Raw genomic sequence first — 16,692 nt, 5'->3', positions numbered from 1 at the left:
AGGGAGGATTGAGGCAATCCGATCGATGCTCGCTGCGCTCACATGCCCTGCGGGCCGCGGTTCATCGCCGCCACGCCGGTGCGGCAGATCTCGACCAGGCCGAGCGGCTTCATGATGGCGATGAACTGATCGAGCTTCGAACCCTTGCCGGTGATCTCGAAGATGAAATGCTCGGTGTTGGCGTCGATGACCGAAGCGCGGAATGCGTCGGCGAGCCGTAGCGCCTCGACGCGGGCGTCGCCGGTGCCGGCGACCTTGACCAGCGCCAGCTCGCGCTCCAGCGGCCGCTCCTGGCCAAGCTCATGCGAGCGCACAGTGAGGTCGACCACGCGGTGCACCGGCACGATGCGCTCGAGCTGGTGCTTGATCTGCTCCAACACATGCGGCGTGCCGCGCGTCACGATGGTGATGCGCGACAGATGCTTCTCGTGCTCGGTTTCGGAGACGGTAAGGCTTTCGATGTTGTAGCCGCGTCCCGAGAAAAGGCCGATGACGCGGGCAAGCACGCCCGGTTCGTTGTCGACCAGCACGGAAAGCGTATGCGTTTCCGGCTTCTCGGTTTCCTTGGCTATGAAATAGGCGGAGCCCGTCGGCTGGAGCTGTGCGTTCATGGGGTGAATCTCGATTTCAAACTCTTGAGCTAATTCTCTGTTTCCACACGGCTTCTTGCAACAAGCCCTGCCCGTCCGTCAGACCAATTCCCTGCCCTTGGCGTCGATGGCGTTGGCCACCGCCTCGTCGGTCGCCTCGTCGGGCAGGAGCATCTCGTTGTGCGCCTTGCCGGACGGGATCATCGGGAAGCAATTCGCCAAAGTCGCCACGCGGCAGTCGAACAGCACCGGCTTCTTCACCGAGATCATTTCCTTGATGGCGTCGTCCAGCTCGTCCGGCTTGTCGCAGCGGATGCCGTGGCCGCCATAGGCTTCCGCCAGCTTGACGAAGTCCGGCATCGCCTCGGTATAGGAATGCGACAGCCGGTTGCCGTGCAGCAGCTGCTGCCACTGGCGCACCATGCCCATATACTGGTTGTTGAGGATGAAGATCTTGATCGGCGCCTCATACTGCACCGCCGAGCTCATCTCCTGCATCGTCATCTGCACGGAAGCGTCGCCGGCGATGTCGATGACCAGCGCGTCCGGATGCGCGATCTGCACGCCGAGCGCCGCCGGCAGGCCGTAGCCCATCGTGCCCAGGCCGCCCGACGTCATCCAGCGGTTCGGCTTCTCGAAATGATAGTGCTGCGCCGCCCACATCTGATGCTGGCCGACCTCGGTGGTGATGTAGGTGTCGAGATCCTTGGTCAGCGCATAGAGCCGCTGGATGGCGTATTGCGGCATGATCACGTCGTTGTTCATCTTGTAGGCGAGCGAATCCCGCGCGCGCCATTTCGCGATCTGCTCCCACCACGGATAGAGCGCCTTCTTGTCGGCCTTGGCGGTCGCCCGCCACAGCCGCACCAGATCCTCCAGCACCCGGCCGACATCGCCCAGGATCGGCACGTCGGTATGGACGTTCTTGTTGATCGAGGACGGATCGATGTCGATGTGGATCTTCTTCGAGTTCGGCGAAAACGCGTTGAGCCGGCCGGTGATGCGGTCGTCGAACCGCGCGCCGATGCAGAGCATCACGTCGCAGTCATGCATGGCCATGTTGGCTTCATAGGTGCCGTGCATGCCGAGCATGCCGACCCAGTTCTTGCCCGAAGCCGGATAGGCGCCGAGCCCCATCAAGGTCGAGGTGATCGGGAAGCCGGTGAGGTCGACCAGCTCGCGCAGCAGGTGGCTGGCTTCCGGGCCCGAGTTGATCACGCCGCCGCCGCTGTAGATGATCGGCTTCTTGGCGGCGGCCATCAGTTCGACGGCAGCCTTGACCTTCTCCAGATCGCCCTGGACCTTCGGCTGGTAGCTGGTGCGCGGCGCCGTCTGCGGCGGCACGTAGATGCCCTTGGCGAACTGCACGTCCTTCGGAATGTCGACCACGACCGGCCCGGGCCGTCCGGTGGTCGCCACGTGGAAGGCTTCATGGATGGTGGCGGCAAGCTGGTTGACGTCCTTCACCAGCCAATTGTGCTTGGTGCAGGGCCGCGTGATGCCGACCGTGTCGCACTCCTGGAAAGCGTCGGAGCCGATCAGCGAGGTCGGCACCTGGCCGGTGAGACACACCAGTGGAATGGAATCCATCAGCGCGTCCTGCAGCGGCGTCACCGCATTGGTGGCGCCGGGGCCGGACGTCACCAGAAGAACGCCGGCCTTGCCGGTCGAGCGCGCGTAGCCTTCGGCCGCATGGCCGGCGCCCTGCTCGTGCCTGACCAGGATGTGCTCAACCTCGTCCTGCTGGAAAATCTCGTCATAGATCGGAAGGACCGCGCCGCCCGGATAGCCGAAGACGTGCTTGACGCCATTGTCCTTCAGCGCCTGCACCACCATTTCGGCACCCGTCATTTCGCGCCGCTCATTCTGTCCGTTGCTCATCGGTCTGGTCCCGTACTGTTCGCCGTCTGGCGATTTGCTGGTCGTTTAGTTGGATTTTGGGCAATAAAAAAGGCCCCCGAGGGAGCCTGTGGGATGCGCATGGGAGGTTTTCGCCCGGCGGTTACACCGCCTTGCCCACGCGCCAGCCTACGAGAATGAGTGCTGTTTTCATGGTGGCGGACACTAGAGGCGGGCACGGCAGCCTGTCAACGGCAAAAATGACGCCTTTGAGGCCCCTGCCGGCTCAAGCCATTGAAAACGCACCAAACTATTGGAGGGCGTGACGCTTCGCGGCTTTTGCCGAAATACTTTGCAGATGCCGGAAGCCCAATCTGGCGGCGCGCTCACCCAAGAAGCGATCCCAAACCCGGAGGAAACTGATGCTCGAGAGGACACCCACCACCAAGGCGCAGGCGCTGCTCGACAAATTCGGCAAGGCGCTGGAGGCCGGCGACGTCGATGCCGCCGTCAACTGCTTCCAAGAGGACTGCTACTGGCGCGACCTCGTCACGTTCACTTGGAACCTGAAGACGATGGAGGGCCGCGACCAGGTCCGCGACGTGCTGCAGGCGACGCTGACCAACACCAAACCGGCGGGCTGGACGGTGGCCGAAGGCGAGGAAGCGACGGCGGACGGCGGCATCATCACCGCCTGGATCACTTTCGAGACCGGCGTGGCGCGCGGCTTTGGCCTTGTGCGTTTCAAGGGCGATCTGATCTGGACGCTGCTGACGACCATTGCAGAGCTGAAAGGCCATGAAGAGAAGGCGGGCTTCACCCGCCCGCTCGGCGCCAAGCATGGTCACGGCAAGGGCCGCAAGACATGGCGCGAGGAACGGGACGACGAAATCGCCCAACTCGGCCATAGCAGGCAGCCCTATGTCGTCATCATCGGCGGCGGCCAGGGCGGGATTGCACTCGGCGCTCGGCTAAAGCAGCTCGGCGTGCCGACCATCATCGTCGAGAAGAACGAGCGTCCAGGCGATTCCTGGCGCAAACGCTACAAGTCGCTCTGCCTGCACGATCCGGTCTGGTACGATCACCTGCCCTATATCGACTTTCCGAAGAACTGGCCGGTCTTTGCGCCGAAGGACAAGATCGGCGACTGGCTGGAGATGTACACCAAGGTAATGGAGCTGAATTATTGGAGCTCCACCACCGCGAAATCCGCCACTTATGACGAGAAGGCCAAGGAATGGACCGTCGTCGTCGAACGCGACGGCAAGGAGATCGTGCTGAAGCCGAAGCAGCTGGTGCTGGCGACCGGCATGTCCGGCAAGGCGAACTGGCCGAAATACAAGGGCCAGGACATTTTCAAGGGCGAGCAGCAGCATTCCTCGACCCATCCCGGCCCGGACAAATACCGTGGCAAGAAGGTTGTCGTCATCGGTTCCAACAACTCCGCGCACGACATCTGTGCGGCGCTGTGGGAGGCGGGCATCGGCGTGACCATGGTGCAGCGCTCGTCCACGCACATCGTCAGGTCCGACACGCTGATGGATATCGGCCTCGGCGCCCTCTATTCGGAGCAGGCGGTCGAGAACGGCATGACGACGCGAAAAGCCGACATGATCTTCGCCTCCCTGCCCTATCGCATCCTGCACGAGTTCCAGATTCCGCTTTACCAGCAGATGAAGGAGCGCGACGCAAAGTTCTACGAAGATCTGGAAAAGGCCGGCTTCATGCTCGACTGGGGCGACGACGGCTCAGGCCTGTTCATGAAATATCTGCGCCGCGGCTCCGGCTATTACATCGACGTCGGCGCCTGCGACCTCGTCATCGACGGCTCGATCAAGCTCAAAAGCGGTCCAGATGCTGCGGTGCAGGAACTCACCGAAACCGGGGTGAAATTCGTCGACGGCACCGAACTGCCGGCCGATCTGGTGATCTACGCCACCGGCTACGGCTCGATGAACGGATGGGCCGCCGACCTGATCTCACAGGAAGTGGCGGACAAGGTCGGTAAGGTCTGGGGACTCGGCTCCAGCACCACCAAGGATCCCGGCCCGTGGGAGGGCGAGCAGCGCAACATGTGGAAACCAACGCAGCAGGAAGCGCTCTGGTTCCACGGCGGCAACCTCCACCAGTCGCGCCACTATTCGCAATACCTGTCGCTGCAGCTGAAGGCCCGCCAGGTCGGGTTGCCGACGCCCGTCTACGGGCTGCAAGAGGTCCACCACAAGAGCTGACGAGGACCTTGCGCAAACGCGACGGAAGCCCGGCCATGGCCGGGCTTTCATGTTTATGCCGCCTTCTGTGCCGCGAACTTCTTCACCACCCGCTCAAGCAACGGCACATAGTCGCGAAAGGTGCGTGTCTTCATGTTGGCGACCTTGCCCCCCTCGTCCCAGATACGGACGCGCACCGCCTCCTCATGGAACAGATTGCTGCGGAATTCCGCCACTTCCCCGGCGCTCATCGGCCCGCCTTGCAGCGACAGCGTGTGGACCGAGGCCGGCGACAGCTTGCCAAAGTAGGTCGGATCGGTGGCGCAGAGATAGCGCTTGGCGGCGACGTGCAGCCGCACACATTCGACGATGACCGGCGGGAAGAACGGCGCCAGCACCTCGCCGCCTGCCTCGTCATGGTGCTTGTCCTCGACGTCGTCCGGCGAGTAGGTGCCGAACTCGCTGGTGTAGTGGCCGATATCGTGCAGAAGTGCTGCCGCCACAAGTTCCTCCGGCGCGCCGTCCTGTTCGGCAAGCCACGCACCTTGCAGCATATGCTCCGACATAGTGACGGGCTCGCCGAGATAGGACTCCGCGCCGCGACGCTCGAAGATATCGGCGATGAACTCCACGATATTGCCTGCGTTCAGTTCATTCGAGATCATTCCGCGGCCTCCCTGAACTCATGCTCGATCGCCGCCAGCGTCGACAGCAGGCCGTCCTTGTCGGCGTAGCAGCCCTGCAGCCAGCGCTTGCCGCTGCCCGAAAAGGCCTTGCGCGCATGCATGACGCGAGTGTTGTCGACGATGAAGGACTGCCCCGCCTCGAGCTTGAAGGTCACCTCGAAGGCCGGATCCTCGATCAGCTCGGCGAAACGGCGATAGGCGGCGTAATATCTGTCCATCTCGGCGAACGGTACGTCGACCGTCGGCGCCAGCGAGCGGTTGTTGAAACGGATGCAGATGAGCTCGCCATCCGGCCCGAGCTCGATCATCGGGCGCTTGGACTGGAGGCGCACGCCCGACGAGCCGGCATATTCGAAGCGCGCCGGATAAGAACTCAAGAGGCGGAAGCCGTCGGGGTTTTCCGCCTGCAATGCGGCGGCAACCGCAAACCCGTCGACGACGCTGGACTCGCCGCCTTCGACCGTGTTCTCGATGCAGGCCAGGATCTGCAGCGTCGGCACCGGATCGCGGTAGGGATTGTCGGTATGTGCCTGCAGGCCAAGATTGGTATAGGCGAGATTGTTGGGATTGACCTCGGCGCGCACCTCGAACCAGCGCCCGTAATTGGTCTCCCTGATGTAGCCGAAGAGATCGGCCACCTTGCACAGCGAACCTGATTCAGTTGGCAGGCCATCCATGACCGCAAACCCGTAGGTCCTGACCGACGAGAGCCATTCCCGCAGGACGCCGCGGCCATGAAAGGCCGCCGCATAGCTGGCCCGCGGCACCGAATTCTGCATTGTCGCCCTGGTCCAGTGCTGAATGACATCGCCCGTCCAGCCGGGTTGGCGAGGTTCGTCGCGATCATAGGCATTGGCTCTCAGCCATTGGGCCGGGAAGCTGACGGTCTTTCCTTCCGGAGCGAAGGTGACCTCCAGCGCCTCGCGCTTGATCGAGGCCGCGCCGATCCGCGTTTTTGCCGGAATGTCGAGGATGGTGATCAGCCGCTGGCCGTTGCCGGCGCTGCGCGTCTTGTCGTCCAGCGCATTGTCGCGCAGCCACATGGCATGGAAGCGGCAGCGCGTTCCATCCTCCCAGCCAAGCTCGATCGTTCGTCCGTCGTCGGCCAGCGTTGTTCTGGTCAGCATGTTCCTGAAGCTCCCATCTTCGATCCCGCCACAGCGGATACCGGTTGCATGCTGACGCTGCCAAAGGCATAATTCAAATTATCGTTTTGCGGCCAATGACGCAGAAATTCTGATGGCTGGAAAAACATTCGACACAATGCCTCCCCTCGACTGGCTGCGCAGTTTCGAGGCGGCGGCGCGCCTGTCGAACTTTACCGCCGCGGCGACCGAGCTCGGGCTCACGCAAGCCGCCGTCAGCCAGCACATCCGCTTTCTGGAAGAGCGTCTCAAGACGCGATTGTTCGCGCGCCTGGCGCGCGGCGTGGCGCTGTCGCCGGAGGGCGCCGCTTATCTGCCCCACATCCAGTCGGCCTTCGCGACCATCGGCAACAGCACAAACGAGTTGTTCGAGCCGCGCGCCGTGCAGACCGTCACCATCCGTGTCCCGATCTCCTTCGCCCTGCTGATTCTGGTCCCGGCTCTTCCCGATCTGGCAAAGGCGCTGCCGCGGGTTCGGATCGACCTGGTAACCATCCATCGACCGGCCGACTACGACCAGCCGGGCTCGGCGCTCGACATACGCTTCGGCAATGGTTCCTTTCCCGGGCGCGAGGCCGACCGGCTGACCGTGGAGCGGCTTGTCCCGGTCGCAGCGCCGGCGCTGACCCGTGACGGTGATTGGACATCGTTGCCGCTGCTGCTGGTGGCGGGCGCGCGCGAGATGTGGGCGGAATGGTTCGCAGCCTCCGGGCTTGCCGGACATTCGCGGCGCTCGCACCGCTTCGATAGCTTCGTCGCCGCGATGGAAGCGGCAAAGGCCGGCGCCGGAGCGCTGCTGGGTTCGCGGCCGCTTGTCGACACGGCGCTCAAGGACAACCTTCTTGTCGGGCTTTCAGATTTCGAGCTGTCGAGCCCATCGGGTCATTTCCTGACATGGCCGTCGTCATCGCGGCTGTCCGGCGCCGAGCAGGATTTTCGGCGCTGGCTTCTATCGCGCGTCGCCGCGACTTCAGGATAGCCTCTGGCTTGCTGCCCCTATTCGCTTCCAGTAGATGAGCGTGCCGGTCAGCCCGCCATGCGGCTTGAGCGCATAGTCCGGAATCTCGCCGGTCAGCGTGAAGCCGAGTTTTTCGTAAAGGCCGGCTGCCCCCTCCTCGGCTGCGGTGTCCAGAACCAGCAGAGTGCGCCCCTTTTTGACGGCCAGGTCCTCGGCGGCTCGCATCAGACCGGTCGCGATGCCTTTGCCGCGATGGTCGAGGCGGGTCATCAGCTTGGCGATCTCGGCACGGTGCGGCTGGTTGGGTGGGCAATCGAGAAGCAGCGTGACGGTGCCGACAAGAGTGTCGCCATCCCATGCGCCGAGCACCGCCCTTTCTCCCCGCGCGGCGGCATCCAGTGCTTTGCGCCAGAACTCATAAGCCGCATCGGGCGACAGCGGATGCATGAAGCTCACCGATCCTCGGGCGGCGACCGTCTCGACCAGCAGATCGGCCAGCATACCGCTGGTTCTCGCGTCATTGCTCAACGCCCTGATTTCAAGGGAGTTCATGTCGGTGTTCTCCAGGTGGTGAGGTGTCGAGCCGCGGTCATTCGAAATGACTGGTCCGTCTTCGGCGGCGCGCCCGGCGGATTTCTGCGATGCGCTCGGCGTCGTGCTCGCTGAGGTATCGCCCGCGCTCCAGGATCTCGAGCGTGTACTCCTCATAGGTGAGCCCAAGCCGCTCGGCCCGCTCCAGCCGCATCAGCATGATGGTCTGGTTCTGCGCCTTCCAGGCTTTGTCGTGGGCTTCGCGCCAGGCAAGGAAGATGTAGGCGTCGCCCTTGCCCCAGGGCGGGCCCTCATAATCGTCGATCGGCGGCCCGCCATTGTGCGAGCGTGTCAGCCGGCGCGCCATGCGATCAGCCCCTGACCAGCGCCACCAGATACTCGGCGGCTTCCGGCCCGGGAGCATGGAAGATGCAGTCCGACGGAGCGCCGAGCGCCAGACAGTCGCCAGGCTCCAGCCTGTGCACGACATCGCCTTCGGTGAAGTCGAGGCGGCCGCCGATCAGCCAGATCTGCTGCTTGATGAAGGCATAGGACGCTGCCGGGAAGTTGACCTTGGCGCCTGCCGGCAGGCTGACCCGGATCAGCTCGAGCGGCATTTGCGAGGCCGGCGACAGGTGCCGCCTGACATAGCCGGTGGCGGGATCGCGCCAGACCGGCTGCTCGTCCTTGCGGGAGACGCCGCCGCCCTGCATTTCGGCGCGGGCAATCAGCGTCGACAGCGTCATGCCGAAAGCGGACGCAACGCGCACCAAAAGCGCCGCGGTCGGGCTTGTCATGCCGCGCTCCATGGCGCTCAGCATCGCCTTGGAAACAACGGAACGCTCGGCCAGCTCAGCCAGCGACCATCCCCGCAAATCCCGCTCGGAGCGTATCCGTCTGCCGATCGTTGATGTGATGTCGTTCGATATGTCATCCATTCGTTCAATATATCGAAATTGCACAGCAGCGAAAGAGGCTTTTCAATCGAATTTTCGCGGCCGGCTTAACAGCCTCTACACCATCCGACCTCACGCGACTTTAACTCCAATCCGATAGGGAAGACGCTCAGGGGAATGGGACGAGAGTCACCGATGTTTGTTGAACGCGAAGCCTCCGTTGGGGAACCGACCTCGCAGGAGCGCCGCAACATCCAACAAAACGACAAGCGCATTCTGGGCAACGTCGTGCAGTGCGACGGCGCGCGCGCCACCATCAGCGCCTATGCCGAGGATGCCGAAGGCACGGTGACCGGCCTGTGGACCGTCGGCAAGATGATCTCGATCAACCTCGGTTCGACGCGCACGGTTGGTCTCGTCTACGCGATCGGCAAGTCTGACCGCGCCTGGAGCAACGAGGGCCAGAACGCAATCGAGGTCAGCATCGAACTGATCGGCGAGGTGCGCGACGGCGCCGAGCCTGGCGCCAAGCCGGTTTTCGACCGCGGCATCACCACCTATCCGCATATCGGCGCCATTGCCCACCGCATCCGCAGCCGTGACCTGCAGGCCGTTTACGATCTCGCCGGCCGCCACTCGATCACCATCGGCACGCTGTCCCAGGACGAGGCGATCGATGCCAACATCGCCATCGACGACACCCTGGCGCGCCATTTCGCCATTGTCGGCACGACCGGCGTCGGCAAGTCCACCGCCGTCTCGCTGCTTTTGCGCAAGTCGATCGAGGCGCGGCCCGATCTGCGCGTGCTGATCCTCGATCCGCATAATGAGTTTGCCGCCTCGCTTCCGGAATATTGCGTGAAGGTCGATTCCAAGACGCTCGACCTGCCGTTCTGGATGTTCAGGCTGGAGGAATTCGCCGAAGTTCTGTTTCGCGGGCGCGAGACCGTGCCGGAGGAAGTCGACGTCCTGCGCGACCTTATCCCGGCCGCCAAGAACCTCTATCGCAACCCCAGTTCGGGCAGCTACATCAGGCGCGGCAGCGACGCGCTGACGGCGGACACGCCGGTGCCTTACCGCATCGCCGATCTCCTCAAGCAGATCGACGAGCGCATGGGTCTCCTGGAAAGCAAGAATGACCGGCCCACCCTGAAGTCGTTGAGGACGCGGATCGAGTCGGCTGCCTCCGACCCGCGCTACCGCTTCATGTTCAATTCACGGCTGATCGAGGACACCATCCACGAGACGATCGGCAACATCTTCCGCGTGCCCAACCACGGGCGTCCGGTGACCTGTTTCGAGATGGCGGGCATGCCCTCAGAGGTCGTCAATTCGGTCTGCTCGGTGCTGGCGCGTCTCGCCTTCGACCTTGCGCTCTGGAGCGAGGGCCGGCTGCGGCTGCTTTTGCTGTGCGAGGAAGCGCACCGCTACATGCCCGCCGATCCGCGCCTCGGCTTCGCGCCGACCAGGCACGCTCTGTCGCGCATCGCCAAGGAAGGCCGCAAATATGGCTGCTATCTCGGCGTTGTCACCCAGCGTCCGGGCGAGCTCGATCCGACCATCCTGTCGCAATGCTCGACCTTCTTCGCGATGCGGCTCGCCAACGAGCAGGACCAGGCGATCATCCGCTCGGCGATCGCCGATTCCTCGGCCTCGACGCTCGCTTTCCTGTCTTCCATGGGCCAGCGCGAGGCGATCGCTTTCGGTGAAGGCGTGGCGACGACCATGCGGCTCAAATTCGAGAAATTGTCCCAGGAATTCATCCCGGGAACGGCCAAGCGCGAGCAGACCCTGCCCGCGGAAGCCGGCGACGATGTCGACCTCGCCGGCATCGTCGAGCGGCTGCGCAACGTGCCGAAACCGCAGCAGGCCATGGCCTTCGCCGAGGTGGTCGATGCCGGCCGCCAGGCCGGCGATCCCGACTACCGCAAGCCGCCCGCGCCGCGCGTGCAGCCGGACGACGATTTCGACCTGCGCTACGGCCTGAAGCCCTCGACCTTCGGCATGCGCCAGCAGAACGACTAATCGACCGACGGCGAAGGCACTGCCAAATTCCGAAAGGGAATTCATCAGGCCGGATCGAATGGCGTGGCTTTCGAAAAGCCGGAGCGGAGCGGACATTCAGTCCGTGAGCACCGGAAGTTGAGAAAGCCGCGTCAGGCGACCGGCCTCATGAATTCATCTTCGGAATTTTAGGCGCAGACGCGGTTGCGGCCTTGCTTCTTCGCCTCGTAGAGCTGGCGGTCGGCGCGGCGATAGAAATCCTCGGCGCTCTCCTGGCGGTCCCAGACGGCCAGGCCGACGCTGGTGGTCACCTTCAGCCGCACATTGCCCGACAGGATCGACATGTTGGCGATCGCCTTGCGGATGCGCTCGGCGAACCGGGCGAGCAGCTCCGCGTCCATGTTGGGCGTGACCACGGCAAACTCCTCGCCGCCAAGCCGCGCCACCACGTCGTGATAGCGCGTCATGCCCCGCACGCATTGTGCGACGGCCCGCAGGACCTCATCGCCGACATCGTGGCCATGTGTGTCGTTGACCTGCTTGAAATGATCGAGGTCGAGGATCATCAGCCCCACCGGCTTGTCGATGCGGCCGAACTCATCGAGATATTCCCGCAGCGCGTCGTCGAAGTAGCGGCGGTTCTGCATGCCGGTCAGGCCGTCGGTGAGAGCCGCCTGCTCGAGCGTTTGCGAGCGGGCGCTCAGCGATACCGTCATGGCGCGCAGCTTGCCTTCTTCCCTCACCTGGCCACGGATCAGCGGGTAGATGAAGAAAGTCCCGAAGAACAAGGCGGCAGCGAGCAGCGCACCGGTCAGGAACAGCAATTTGTTGAGATAGATGATCCTTTGGAGGCGCGACGCGGTGTCGAGATCGGTCGCGATGTCCTGCAATTGGCCATAGGCGTGGAAGGTCACCAGGCCCGCGGCCAGGATCACGAAAATAAAGACAAAGAATGCGGATTCCGCCTTGTGAAAACGCATAACTCCCCGCGGCACTGCGACCCACAGTCGTTATCGCATGCCCGACCTTACGGACGGTTAACCAGGACAACCGAGGCGGGAAACTGCGTTTGTTTCTTTAAGCCTCTGATTGAGATCGCAATCTATCGGTCCGGGATTGCGGGATCCCTGGCCGCGTGGAGCCTTTGCCACTCCGGTCCCAATTGATGTCTGAACCATGTCGCCTGGCGCTTGGCATATTGGCGCGTGGCGGCCTTGGCGCGCTCGATCGCTTCAGGGAAGCTCATTTGTCCGGCCAGAGCGGCCTGCAGCTCCCGAACCCCGATCGCCTTCATCGCCGGCAGGTCCGGAGCAAGGTCGAGCGCCATCAATTGCCTGACCTCGTCCAGTGCGCCTTTGTCGAGCATCTGGTCGAATCGCGCCTCGATGCGCGCGACGAGTTCGCCGCGATCCGGCTCGATCACCAGGAAGCGCGCGCTGCCGCGGTCGATAAGCGGTTGGCCGCGCGCTGCCTGCCAATCAAGGATCGACCGTCCCGACGCGTCGAGCACCTCGAGCGCCCGCACGATGCGTTGGCCGTCGGTCGGCCTGAGCTGCATGGCGACAGCCGAATCCTCGCGCATCAGAATGCGATGCAGCCGTTCGGCCCCTTGTTCCTTGAGCTCATAGCGCCAGCGCTCGCGCACCGATGGCGGGATGTCGGGCATCTCCGAGATGCCTTCAGCTAAAGCGCGGAAATAGAGCCCCGTGCCCCCGACGAAGACGGCCGGTCGCCCGGACAAAACGCCTTGCTCGATCAGCCCGGTAACGTCGCGCAGCCAGGCGCCGGTGGAGTAGGCTGTCGAAGGAGGCACATGACCGTAGAGGAAGTGCGGCACACGCGCCATGTCATCGGCGCTTGGGCGCGCCGTCAGAACGTCGAGCACCGAATAGCCTTGCATGGAATCGGTGTTGACGATGATGCCGCCCTGGCGTTCCGCAAGATCGAGCGCCAGTGCCGACTTGCCGATGGCGGTCGGCCCGGCTATCAGGATCGCGTTTTTGACGCGGCCTTCGCCCGCCTGTCTGCCGGAATTTTCGATGCCGCTGATCGCCACGCTTGTATCCCGTCCTGAAGACCGCGCTGTGCCGGTCTCGCTTGCGAATATGGCCTCACGGGTGGCTGGCGCAAGCGCCGTTCACTGGCTGGCCGAAGGCATCGCCTGCGATCTGGTTTTGCCGGAGACGCCGGATGTCGGCAAATTGACGGCCGATCTTCGCGCGGCACTGGCTTCCGAGCCGGTCGACATCATCGTCCAGCCGGCCGAGGGCAGGAGGAAGAAGATCCTGCTTGCCGATATGGATTCGACCATGATCGACCAGGAATGCATCGACGAGCTCGCCGACGAAATCGGCGTGAAGCAACACGTCGCTGCGATCACGGCGCGGTCGATGAATGGCGAGATCGCCTTCGAGCCCGCCCTGCGCGAACGCGTCGCTTTGCTGAAAGGCTTGGACACGGCGGTGGTCGACCGCATCGTCGCCAACCGGCTGACGCTGGCCGCCGGCGGCCGCGCGCTGGTGCGGACGATGCGCGCCAACGGCGCCTGGACCGCGCTCGTCTCCGGCGGCTTCGACGTCTTCACCAGCCGCATCGCCGCACTGCTCGGCTTCCAGGAAAACCGCGCCAACCGGCTGATCGAGGAAGACGGCAAGTTCACCGGCACGGTGGCCGAGCCGATCCTTGGCCGCGCCGCGAAGGCCGAAGCGCTGCTCGACATTACGACAAAGCTAGGCCTGGCGACGGCCGACGCGATTGCCGTCGGCGACGGCGCCAACGACCTTGACATGATCCGCCTTGCCGGCACCGGAGTGGCGCTTCACGCCAAGCCGATCGTGGCGGAACAGGCAGGGTTCCGCATCGATCATGGCGACCTGACAGCGCTGCTCTACCTCCAAGGCTATCGCCAGGAGGAATTCGTGCAGTGAGGCCGATCCGCACCGAGCGCCTCATCCTGCGCAACTGGGAAGAGCGCGACCGCGATCTCTTCCACCGCATCAACTCCGACGATCGCGTGATGGAGTTCTTTCCATTCCGCCGCGACCGCGCCGCGGCTGACGCCAAGATGGACGAGGTCCGCGCCTGGATCGACGCGGATGGCTATGGCTTCGCCGCGGCCGAGATTTCCGCCACCGGCGAGTGCATCGGCTTCGTCGGGATAACCGGAACGGAGGATGTGGACGTCCTGCCGGCCGGCACGATCGAAATCGGCTGGCGGCTGGCGCCTGAATTCTGGGGCAAGGGCTATGTCACCGAAGCGGCGGAAGCCTGGCTGGCCTACGGTTTCGAAACGCTTGAGCTGGACGAGATCGTCTCCTTTGCCGTCGCTGAAAACCACCGCTCCATTGCCGTCATGAAGCGGCTCGGCATGCGCGCCGATTCGGCCCGAAACTTCGATCATCCGGCTGTTCCGGACAGTCACCCGCATCTCAAGCGGCATGTGCTGTACAGGCTGTCGCGCGATGACTGGCAGGTGCGACAACGCTGATCAGCGTCTCTCGGAAGGCCGCTCGTCACCTGCCTGCGGCGGACCGGCGGCGACCCGATCAAGAATTCTTGCAAAATCCTCACCCGATGCGTCCCCTGCGCGCTGGCGCAAGAAATCAGCAGCGGTTTCCATGGCCCCGACCTTTTGGGCAACCGCCGAGGCAATCCATTGGTTGAGTGAGACACCGTCCGCCTTTGCCAGGCGCGCTGCCGCTTCTTTGACTGACTGAGGCAGCTTCAACGGATAAGTTGCTTTGCTCATGTTTGAAATCCTTTCAACAACTCCATCGGGCTGACGACCGGGACATCGAAGCGACCAGCTGCAACGGAGAAATCTCGGCGGTTGTAGGTGACCAACGCATCCGCTCTGCCATTTACGGCAGTCTCCAACACCATTTCGTCCTTCGGATCAGCCAACTGGGGACGCCAGAGAAAATACGGCTCAACGGGCTCAGCCAAGGCGGCAAGACCAGCCAGCAGGCGGTCCAGTTCCACGGCAGACAACCCATGAACAACCATCTGCTCAGGGCGAGCCAGCACGGCTTCATATTCGAGAAACAGCGCTGTCGTCACCAGTGGACGAAGTTGCCTGTCAGCAATCAGCCGCAAGACTGCAAACGACGCGCCATTCCTGCTTCGCAGGCCAGCTGTCAAAACGTTTGTATCCAGCACTATTCGCTTCACAAGCCAAAATAGTACATCCCATAGGATGTTTCAACGGCCTGTAAGGCGCTGGACTCAGTCCATCCGGATCGTCACGAAACGCAACTCGCCGGTCTTCGAGGCCAACATCAGCAGCGCGTTCTTGCGGCCCTGCTCCTTCAGCGCGCCGATCCGGTCCATGACGTCCTTCGGCGTGCCGACCGATTCCTGCGCGATCTCGGTGATCACCTCGCCCGGCTGGATGCCGCGCTCGGCAGCCGCCGAATCCTTGGCGACGTCGGTGATGACCACGCCCGACACATCGGCCGCGATGCCGAACTTCTGCCTGGTCTGGTCGTTGAGCTCGCCGACGGTCATGCCGAGCACGGAGGCCGTGGACATCGGAGGCGCCTTGTCGCCTTTGTCCTGGTCGGTATTGCCGTTTTCGCCGCTGGCAAGCTTCTCGCCGTCCTCGAGCCGGCCGAGCGTCACCTTCACCGTCTGCTCGACGCCCTTGCGTACGATCACGACGTCGACTGCCTTGCCGACTGGGCTTTCCGCGACGACACGCGGCAGGTCGCGCATTTCGTGGATGTCCTTGCCGTCGAACTTGATGATGACGTCGCCTGCCTGCACCGAGCCGTTGTCGACCGGACCGCCCTTGATCACGCCGGCCACCAGCGCGCCCTTGGCGGTCGCCATGCCGAGGCTCTCGGCGATGTCGTCCGTCACCGGCTGTATGCGCACGCCAAGCCAGCCGCGCCGCGTCTCGCCATACTGGCGAAGCTGGTCGACCACGCCAGCCGCAAGCTGCGCGGGGATGGAGAAGCCGATGCCGATCGAGCCGCCCGACGGCGAGATGATCGCCGTGTTGATGCCGATGACCTCGCCGTCGCTGTTGAACAGCGGGCCGCCGGAATTGCCGCGATTGATGGCGGCGTCGGTCTGGATGAAATCGTCATAGGGGCCGGAGTTGATGTCGCGGTTGCGCGCCGAGATGATGCCGACCGTCACCGAGCCGCCGAGACCGAACGGGTTGCCGATCGCCATCACCCAGTCGCCGACGCGCATCTTGGTGGAATCGCCGAACTTCACGGCCGTCAATTTGTGACCCTTCGGGTCGACCTTCAGCACAGCGACGTCGGTCTTGGTATCGGTGCCGACGAGCGTCGCCTTCAGCGTCACGCCGTCGGAGAAATTCACCTCGATGTCGTCGGCGTCGGCGATGACATGGTTGTTGGTCACCACGATGCCCTGCTCGGCGTCGATGACGAAGCCGGAGCCAAGCGATTGCACCTTCTGCGCAGTGCCCTTGTCGCCGCCGCGGTTCTTGAAGAAGTCGTCGAAAAAGTCCTGGAAGGGCGAGCCTTCGGGAAGCTGCGGCATCGGCACCGCGCCCGGCCCTTCGGTGCCTTTCACCGTCTGCGAGGTCGAGATGTTGACCACCGCGCCGAGCAGGCGTTCGGCGAGATCGGCGACGGACGGCGGCCCATCGGAGGCTATCGTCGGCGTAACGAAAGACGGGACGGCAATTACGCCGACGACGAATGCGGTGGCGCCGGCGAAAAGCGTGCGCCGCGCCGCGCGCAACAGGGTGTCGGATATCATCGTGGCCTCCCGGTGTTTCTGAACATGAAAAGCGCTTCCGCGAAGGCGCCTGTCCAACTCATGTTGGCAAGAAATAAGGCACGTTTGCGGCTATAGC

At 63.5% G+C, this 16,692-nt stretch carries 17 protein-coding genes; 5 read left to right on the top strand and 12 right to left on the bottom strand.

Features of this window, described 5'->3' with window-relative positions:
* Positions 1 to 38: 38 nt before the first annotated feature.
* Positions 39 to 611 carry an acetolactate synthase small subunit gene (gene ilvN, locus AC4FWB_RS17790; protein WP_059185300.1) on the bottom strand — a complete coding sequence of 191 codons (573 nt, stop codon included), beginning with the start codon at positions 609 to 611 and terminating at the stop codon, positions 39 to 41.
* Between the two features lie 78 nt (positions 612 to 689).
* Positions 690 to 2,471, bottom strand: coding sequence for an acetolactate synthase 3 large subunit (locus AC4FWB_RS17785; protein ID WP_491027576.1), 1,782 nt, complete (start codon positions 2,469 to 2,471; stop codon positions 690 to 692).
* A 380-nt stretch (positions 2,472 to 2,851) separates the two neighbouring features.
* Here AC4FWB_RS17785 and AC4FWB_RS17780 point away from each other — a divergent pair, with 380 nt between their 5' ends.
* Complete coding sequence (locus AC4FWB_RS17780) at positions 2,852 to 4,660, top strand: NAD(P)-binding domain-containing protein (RefSeq protein ID WP_491027575.1); 1,809 nt, start codon at positions 2,852 to 2,854, stop codon at positions 4,658 to 4,660.
* A gap of 53 nt (positions 4,661 to 4,713) precedes the next feature.
* Here AC4FWB_RS17780 and tmpB read toward each other — a convergent pair whose 3' ends face one another.
* Both tmpB and tmpA read right to left on the bottom strand, forming a co-directional pair.
* The gene (gene tmpB / locus AC4FWB_RS17775; RefSeq protein WP_491027574.1) at positions 4,714 to 5,304 is read right to left on the bottom strand and encodes a (R)-1-hydroxy-2-trimethylaminoethylphosphonate oxygenase; all 591 of its coding nucleotides are present in this window, start codon (positions 5,302 to 5,304) and stop codon (positions 4,714 to 4,716) included.
* On the bottom strand, positions 5,301 to 6,452 hold the full coding sequence (tmpA, locus tag AC4FWB_RS17770; RefSeq protein ID WP_491027573.1) for a 2-trimethylaminoethylphosphonate dioxygenase: 1,152 nt from the start codon (positions 6,450 to 6,452) through the stop codon (positions 5,301 to 5,303). The genes tmpB and tmpA overlap by 4 nt, the downstream gene beginning before the upstream one ends.
* Positions 6,453 to 6,564: 112 nt before the next feature.
* On the opposite strand from tmpA, the gene AC4FWB_RS17765 reads away from it, so the two are divergent.
* Positions 6,565 to 7,449 carry a LysR family transcriptional regulator gene (locus AC4FWB_RS17765; RefSeq protein WP_491027572.1) on the top strand — a complete coding sequence of 295 codons (885 nt, stop codon included), beginning with the start codon at positions 6,565 to 6,567 and terminating at the stop codon, positions 7,447 to 7,449.
* Here AC4FWB_RS17765 and AC4FWB_RS17760 read toward each other — a convergent pair.
* From AC4FWB_RS17760 to AC4FWB_RS17750, 3 genes are read right to left on the bottom strand one after another with little or no spacing between them, the layout of a single operon-like run.
* The gene (locus AC4FWB_RS17760; protein WP_491027571.1) at positions 7,441 to 7,980 is read right to left on the bottom strand and encodes a GNAT family N-acetyltransferase; all 540 of its coding nucleotides are present in this window, start codon (positions 7,978 to 7,980) and stop codon (positions 7,441 to 7,443) included. The two genes, AC4FWB_RS17765 and AC4FWB_RS17760, sit on opposite strands and share 9 nt — an antisense overlap.
* Before the next feature lie 37 nt (positions 7,981 to 8,017).
* Complete coding sequence (locus tag AC4FWB_RS17755) at positions 8,018 to 8,326, bottom strand: hypothetical protein (RefSeq protein WP_491027570.1); 309 nt, start codon at positions 8,324 to 8,326, stop codon at positions 8,018 to 8,020.
* A 4-nt stretch (positions 8,327 to 8,330) separates the two neighbouring features.
* Complete coding sequence (locus AC4FWB_RS17750; RefSeq protein ID WP_491027569.1) at positions 8,331 to 8,897, bottom strand: helix-turn-helix domain-containing protein; 567 nt, start codon at positions 8,895 to 8,897, stop codon at positions 8,331 to 8,333.
* Positions 8,898 to 9,050: 153 nt separating this feature from the next.
* Here AC4FWB_RS17750 and AC4FWB_RS17745 point away from each other — a divergent pair, with 153 nt between their 5' ends.
* Positions 9,051 to 10,880 carry an ATP-binding protein gene (locus tag AC4FWB_RS17745; protein WP_491027568.1) on the top strand — a complete coding sequence of 610 codons (1,830 nt, stop codon included), beginning with the start codon at positions 9,051 to 9,053 and terminating at the stop codon, positions 10,878 to 10,880.
* A gap of 167 nt (positions 10,881 to 11,047) precedes the next feature.
* On the opposite strand, the gene AC4FWB_RS17740 is transcribed toward AC4FWB_RS17745, so the two are convergent.
* Both AC4FWB_RS17740 and miaA read right to left on the bottom strand, forming a co-directional pair.
* A complete protein-coding gene (locus AC4FWB_RS17740) occupies positions 11,048 to 11,839 on the bottom strand; it encodes a GGDEF domain-containing protein (protein ID WP_491027567.1) in 792 nt (263 codons plus the stop codon).
* Positions 11,840 to 11,961: 122 nt separating this feature from the next.
* Positions 11,962 to 12,909 (bottom strand): tRNA (adenosine(37)-N6)-dimethylallyltransferase MiaA, encoded by a 948-nt coding sequence (gene miaA, locus AC4FWB_RS17735; protein WP_491027607.1) that lies wholly within the window; start codon positions 12,907 to 12,909, stop codon positions 11,962 to 11,964.
* On the opposite strand from miaA, the gene serB reads away from it, so the two are divergent.
* Complete coding sequence (gene serB / locus AC4FWB_RS17730; RefSeq protein ID WP_491027566.1) at positions 12,899 to 13,786, top strand: phosphoserine phosphatase SerB; 888 nt, start codon at positions 12,899 to 12,901, stop codon at positions 13,784 to 13,786. The two genes, miaA and serB, sit on opposite strands and share 11 nt — an antisense overlap.
* Positions 13,783 to 14,346: a GNAT family N-acetyltransferase gene (locus AC4FWB_RS17725; RefSeq protein ID WP_491027565.1), complete on the top strand. Its 564-nt coding sequence runs from the start codon at positions 13,783 to 13,785 to the stop codon at positions 14,344 to 14,346. The genes serB and AC4FWB_RS17725 overlap by 4 nt, the downstream gene beginning before the upstream one ends.
* Here the strand turns inward: AC4FWB_RS17725 and AC4FWB_RS17720 are convergent, their stop codons facing one another.
* The 3 genes from AC4FWB_RS17720 to AC4FWB_RS17710 form a co-directional block, all read right to left on the bottom strand.
* Complete coding sequence (locus AC4FWB_RS17720; protein WP_491027564.1) at positions 14,347 to 14,607, bottom strand: toxin-antitoxin system HicB family antitoxin; 261 nt, start codon at positions 14,605 to 14,607, stop codon at positions 14,347 to 14,349.
* Positions 14,604 to 15,017: a putative toxin-antitoxin system toxin component, PIN family gene (locus AC4FWB_RS17715; protein WP_491027563.1), complete on the bottom strand. Its 414-nt coding sequence runs from the start codon at positions 15,015 to 15,017 to the stop codon at positions 14,604 to 14,606. Before AC4FWB_RS17715 ends, AC4FWB_RS17720 begins: the two co-directional genes overlap by 4 nt.
* A 66-nt stretch (positions 15,018 to 15,083) precedes the next feature.
* On the bottom strand, positions 15,084 to 16,595 hold the full coding sequence (locus tag AC4FWB_RS17710; protein ID WP_491027562.1) for a DegQ family serine endoprotease: 1,512 nt from the start codon (positions 16,593 to 16,595) through the stop codon (positions 15,084 to 15,086).
* Between the last annotated feature and the right edge of the window lie 97 nt (positions 16,596 to 16,692).

The organism is Mesorhizobium sp. LEGMi-168a (genome assembly GCF_058312955.1).
The sequence above is the reverse complement of the archived record's forward strand: the minus strand, read 5'-3'. Positions and strand labels throughout refer to the sequence as shown.

Coding starts and splice junctions, on each gene's coding strand:
- ilvN (WP_059185300.1), bottom strand. CDS start 611: ATGAACGCACAGCTCCAGCCGACGGGCTCCGCCTATTTCATAGCCAAG.
- AC4FWB_RS17785 (WP_491027576.1), bottom strand. CDS start 2,471: ATGAGCAACGGACAGAATGAGCGGCGCGAAATGACGGGTGCCGAAATG.
- AC4FWB_RS17780 (WP_491027575.1), top strand. CDS start 2,852: ATGCTCGAGAGGACACCCACCACCAAGGCGCAGGCGCTGCTCGACAAA.
- tmpB (WP_491027574.1), bottom strand. CDS start 5,304: ATGATCTCGAATGAACTGAACGCAGGCAATATCGTGGAGTTCATCGCC.
- tmpA (WP_491027573.1), bottom strand. CDS start 6,452: ATGCTGACCAGAACAACGCTGGCCGACGACGGACGAACGATCGAGCTT.
- AC4FWB_RS17765 (WP_491027572.1), top strand. CDS start 6,565: ATGGCTGGAAAAACATTCGACACAATGCCTCCCCTCGACTGGCTGCGC.
- AC4FWB_RS17760 (WP_491027571.1), bottom strand. CDS start 7,980: ATGAACTCCCTTGAAATCAGGGCGTTGAGCAATGACGCGAGAACCAGC.
- AC4FWB_RS17755 (WP_491027570.1), bottom strand. CDS start 8,326: ATGGCGCGCCGGCTGACACGCTCGCACAATGGCGGGCCGCCGATCGAC.
- AC4FWB_RS17750 (WP_491027569.1), bottom strand. CDS start 8,897: ATGGATGACATATCGAACGACATCACATCAACGATCGGCAGACGGATA.
- AC4FWB_RS17745 (WP_491027568.1), top strand. CDS start 9,051: ATGTTTGTTGAACGCGAAGCCTCCGTTGGGGAACCGACCTCGCAGGAG.
- AC4FWB_RS17740 (WP_491027567.1), bottom strand. CDS start 11,839: ATGCGTTTTCACAAGGCGGAATCCGCATTCTTTGTCTTTATTTTCGTG.
- serB (WP_491027566.1), top strand. CDS start 12,899: ATGCCGCTGATCGCCACGCTTGTATCCCGTCCTGAAGACCGCGCTGTG.
- AC4FWB_RS17720 (WP_491027564.1), bottom strand. CDS start 14,607: ATGAGCAAAGCAACTTATCCGTTGAAGCTGCCTCAGTCAGTCAAAGAA.
- AC4FWB_RS17710 (WP_491027562.1), bottom strand. CDS start 16,595: ATGATATCCGACACCCTGTTGCGCGCGGCGCGGCGCACGCTTTTCGCC.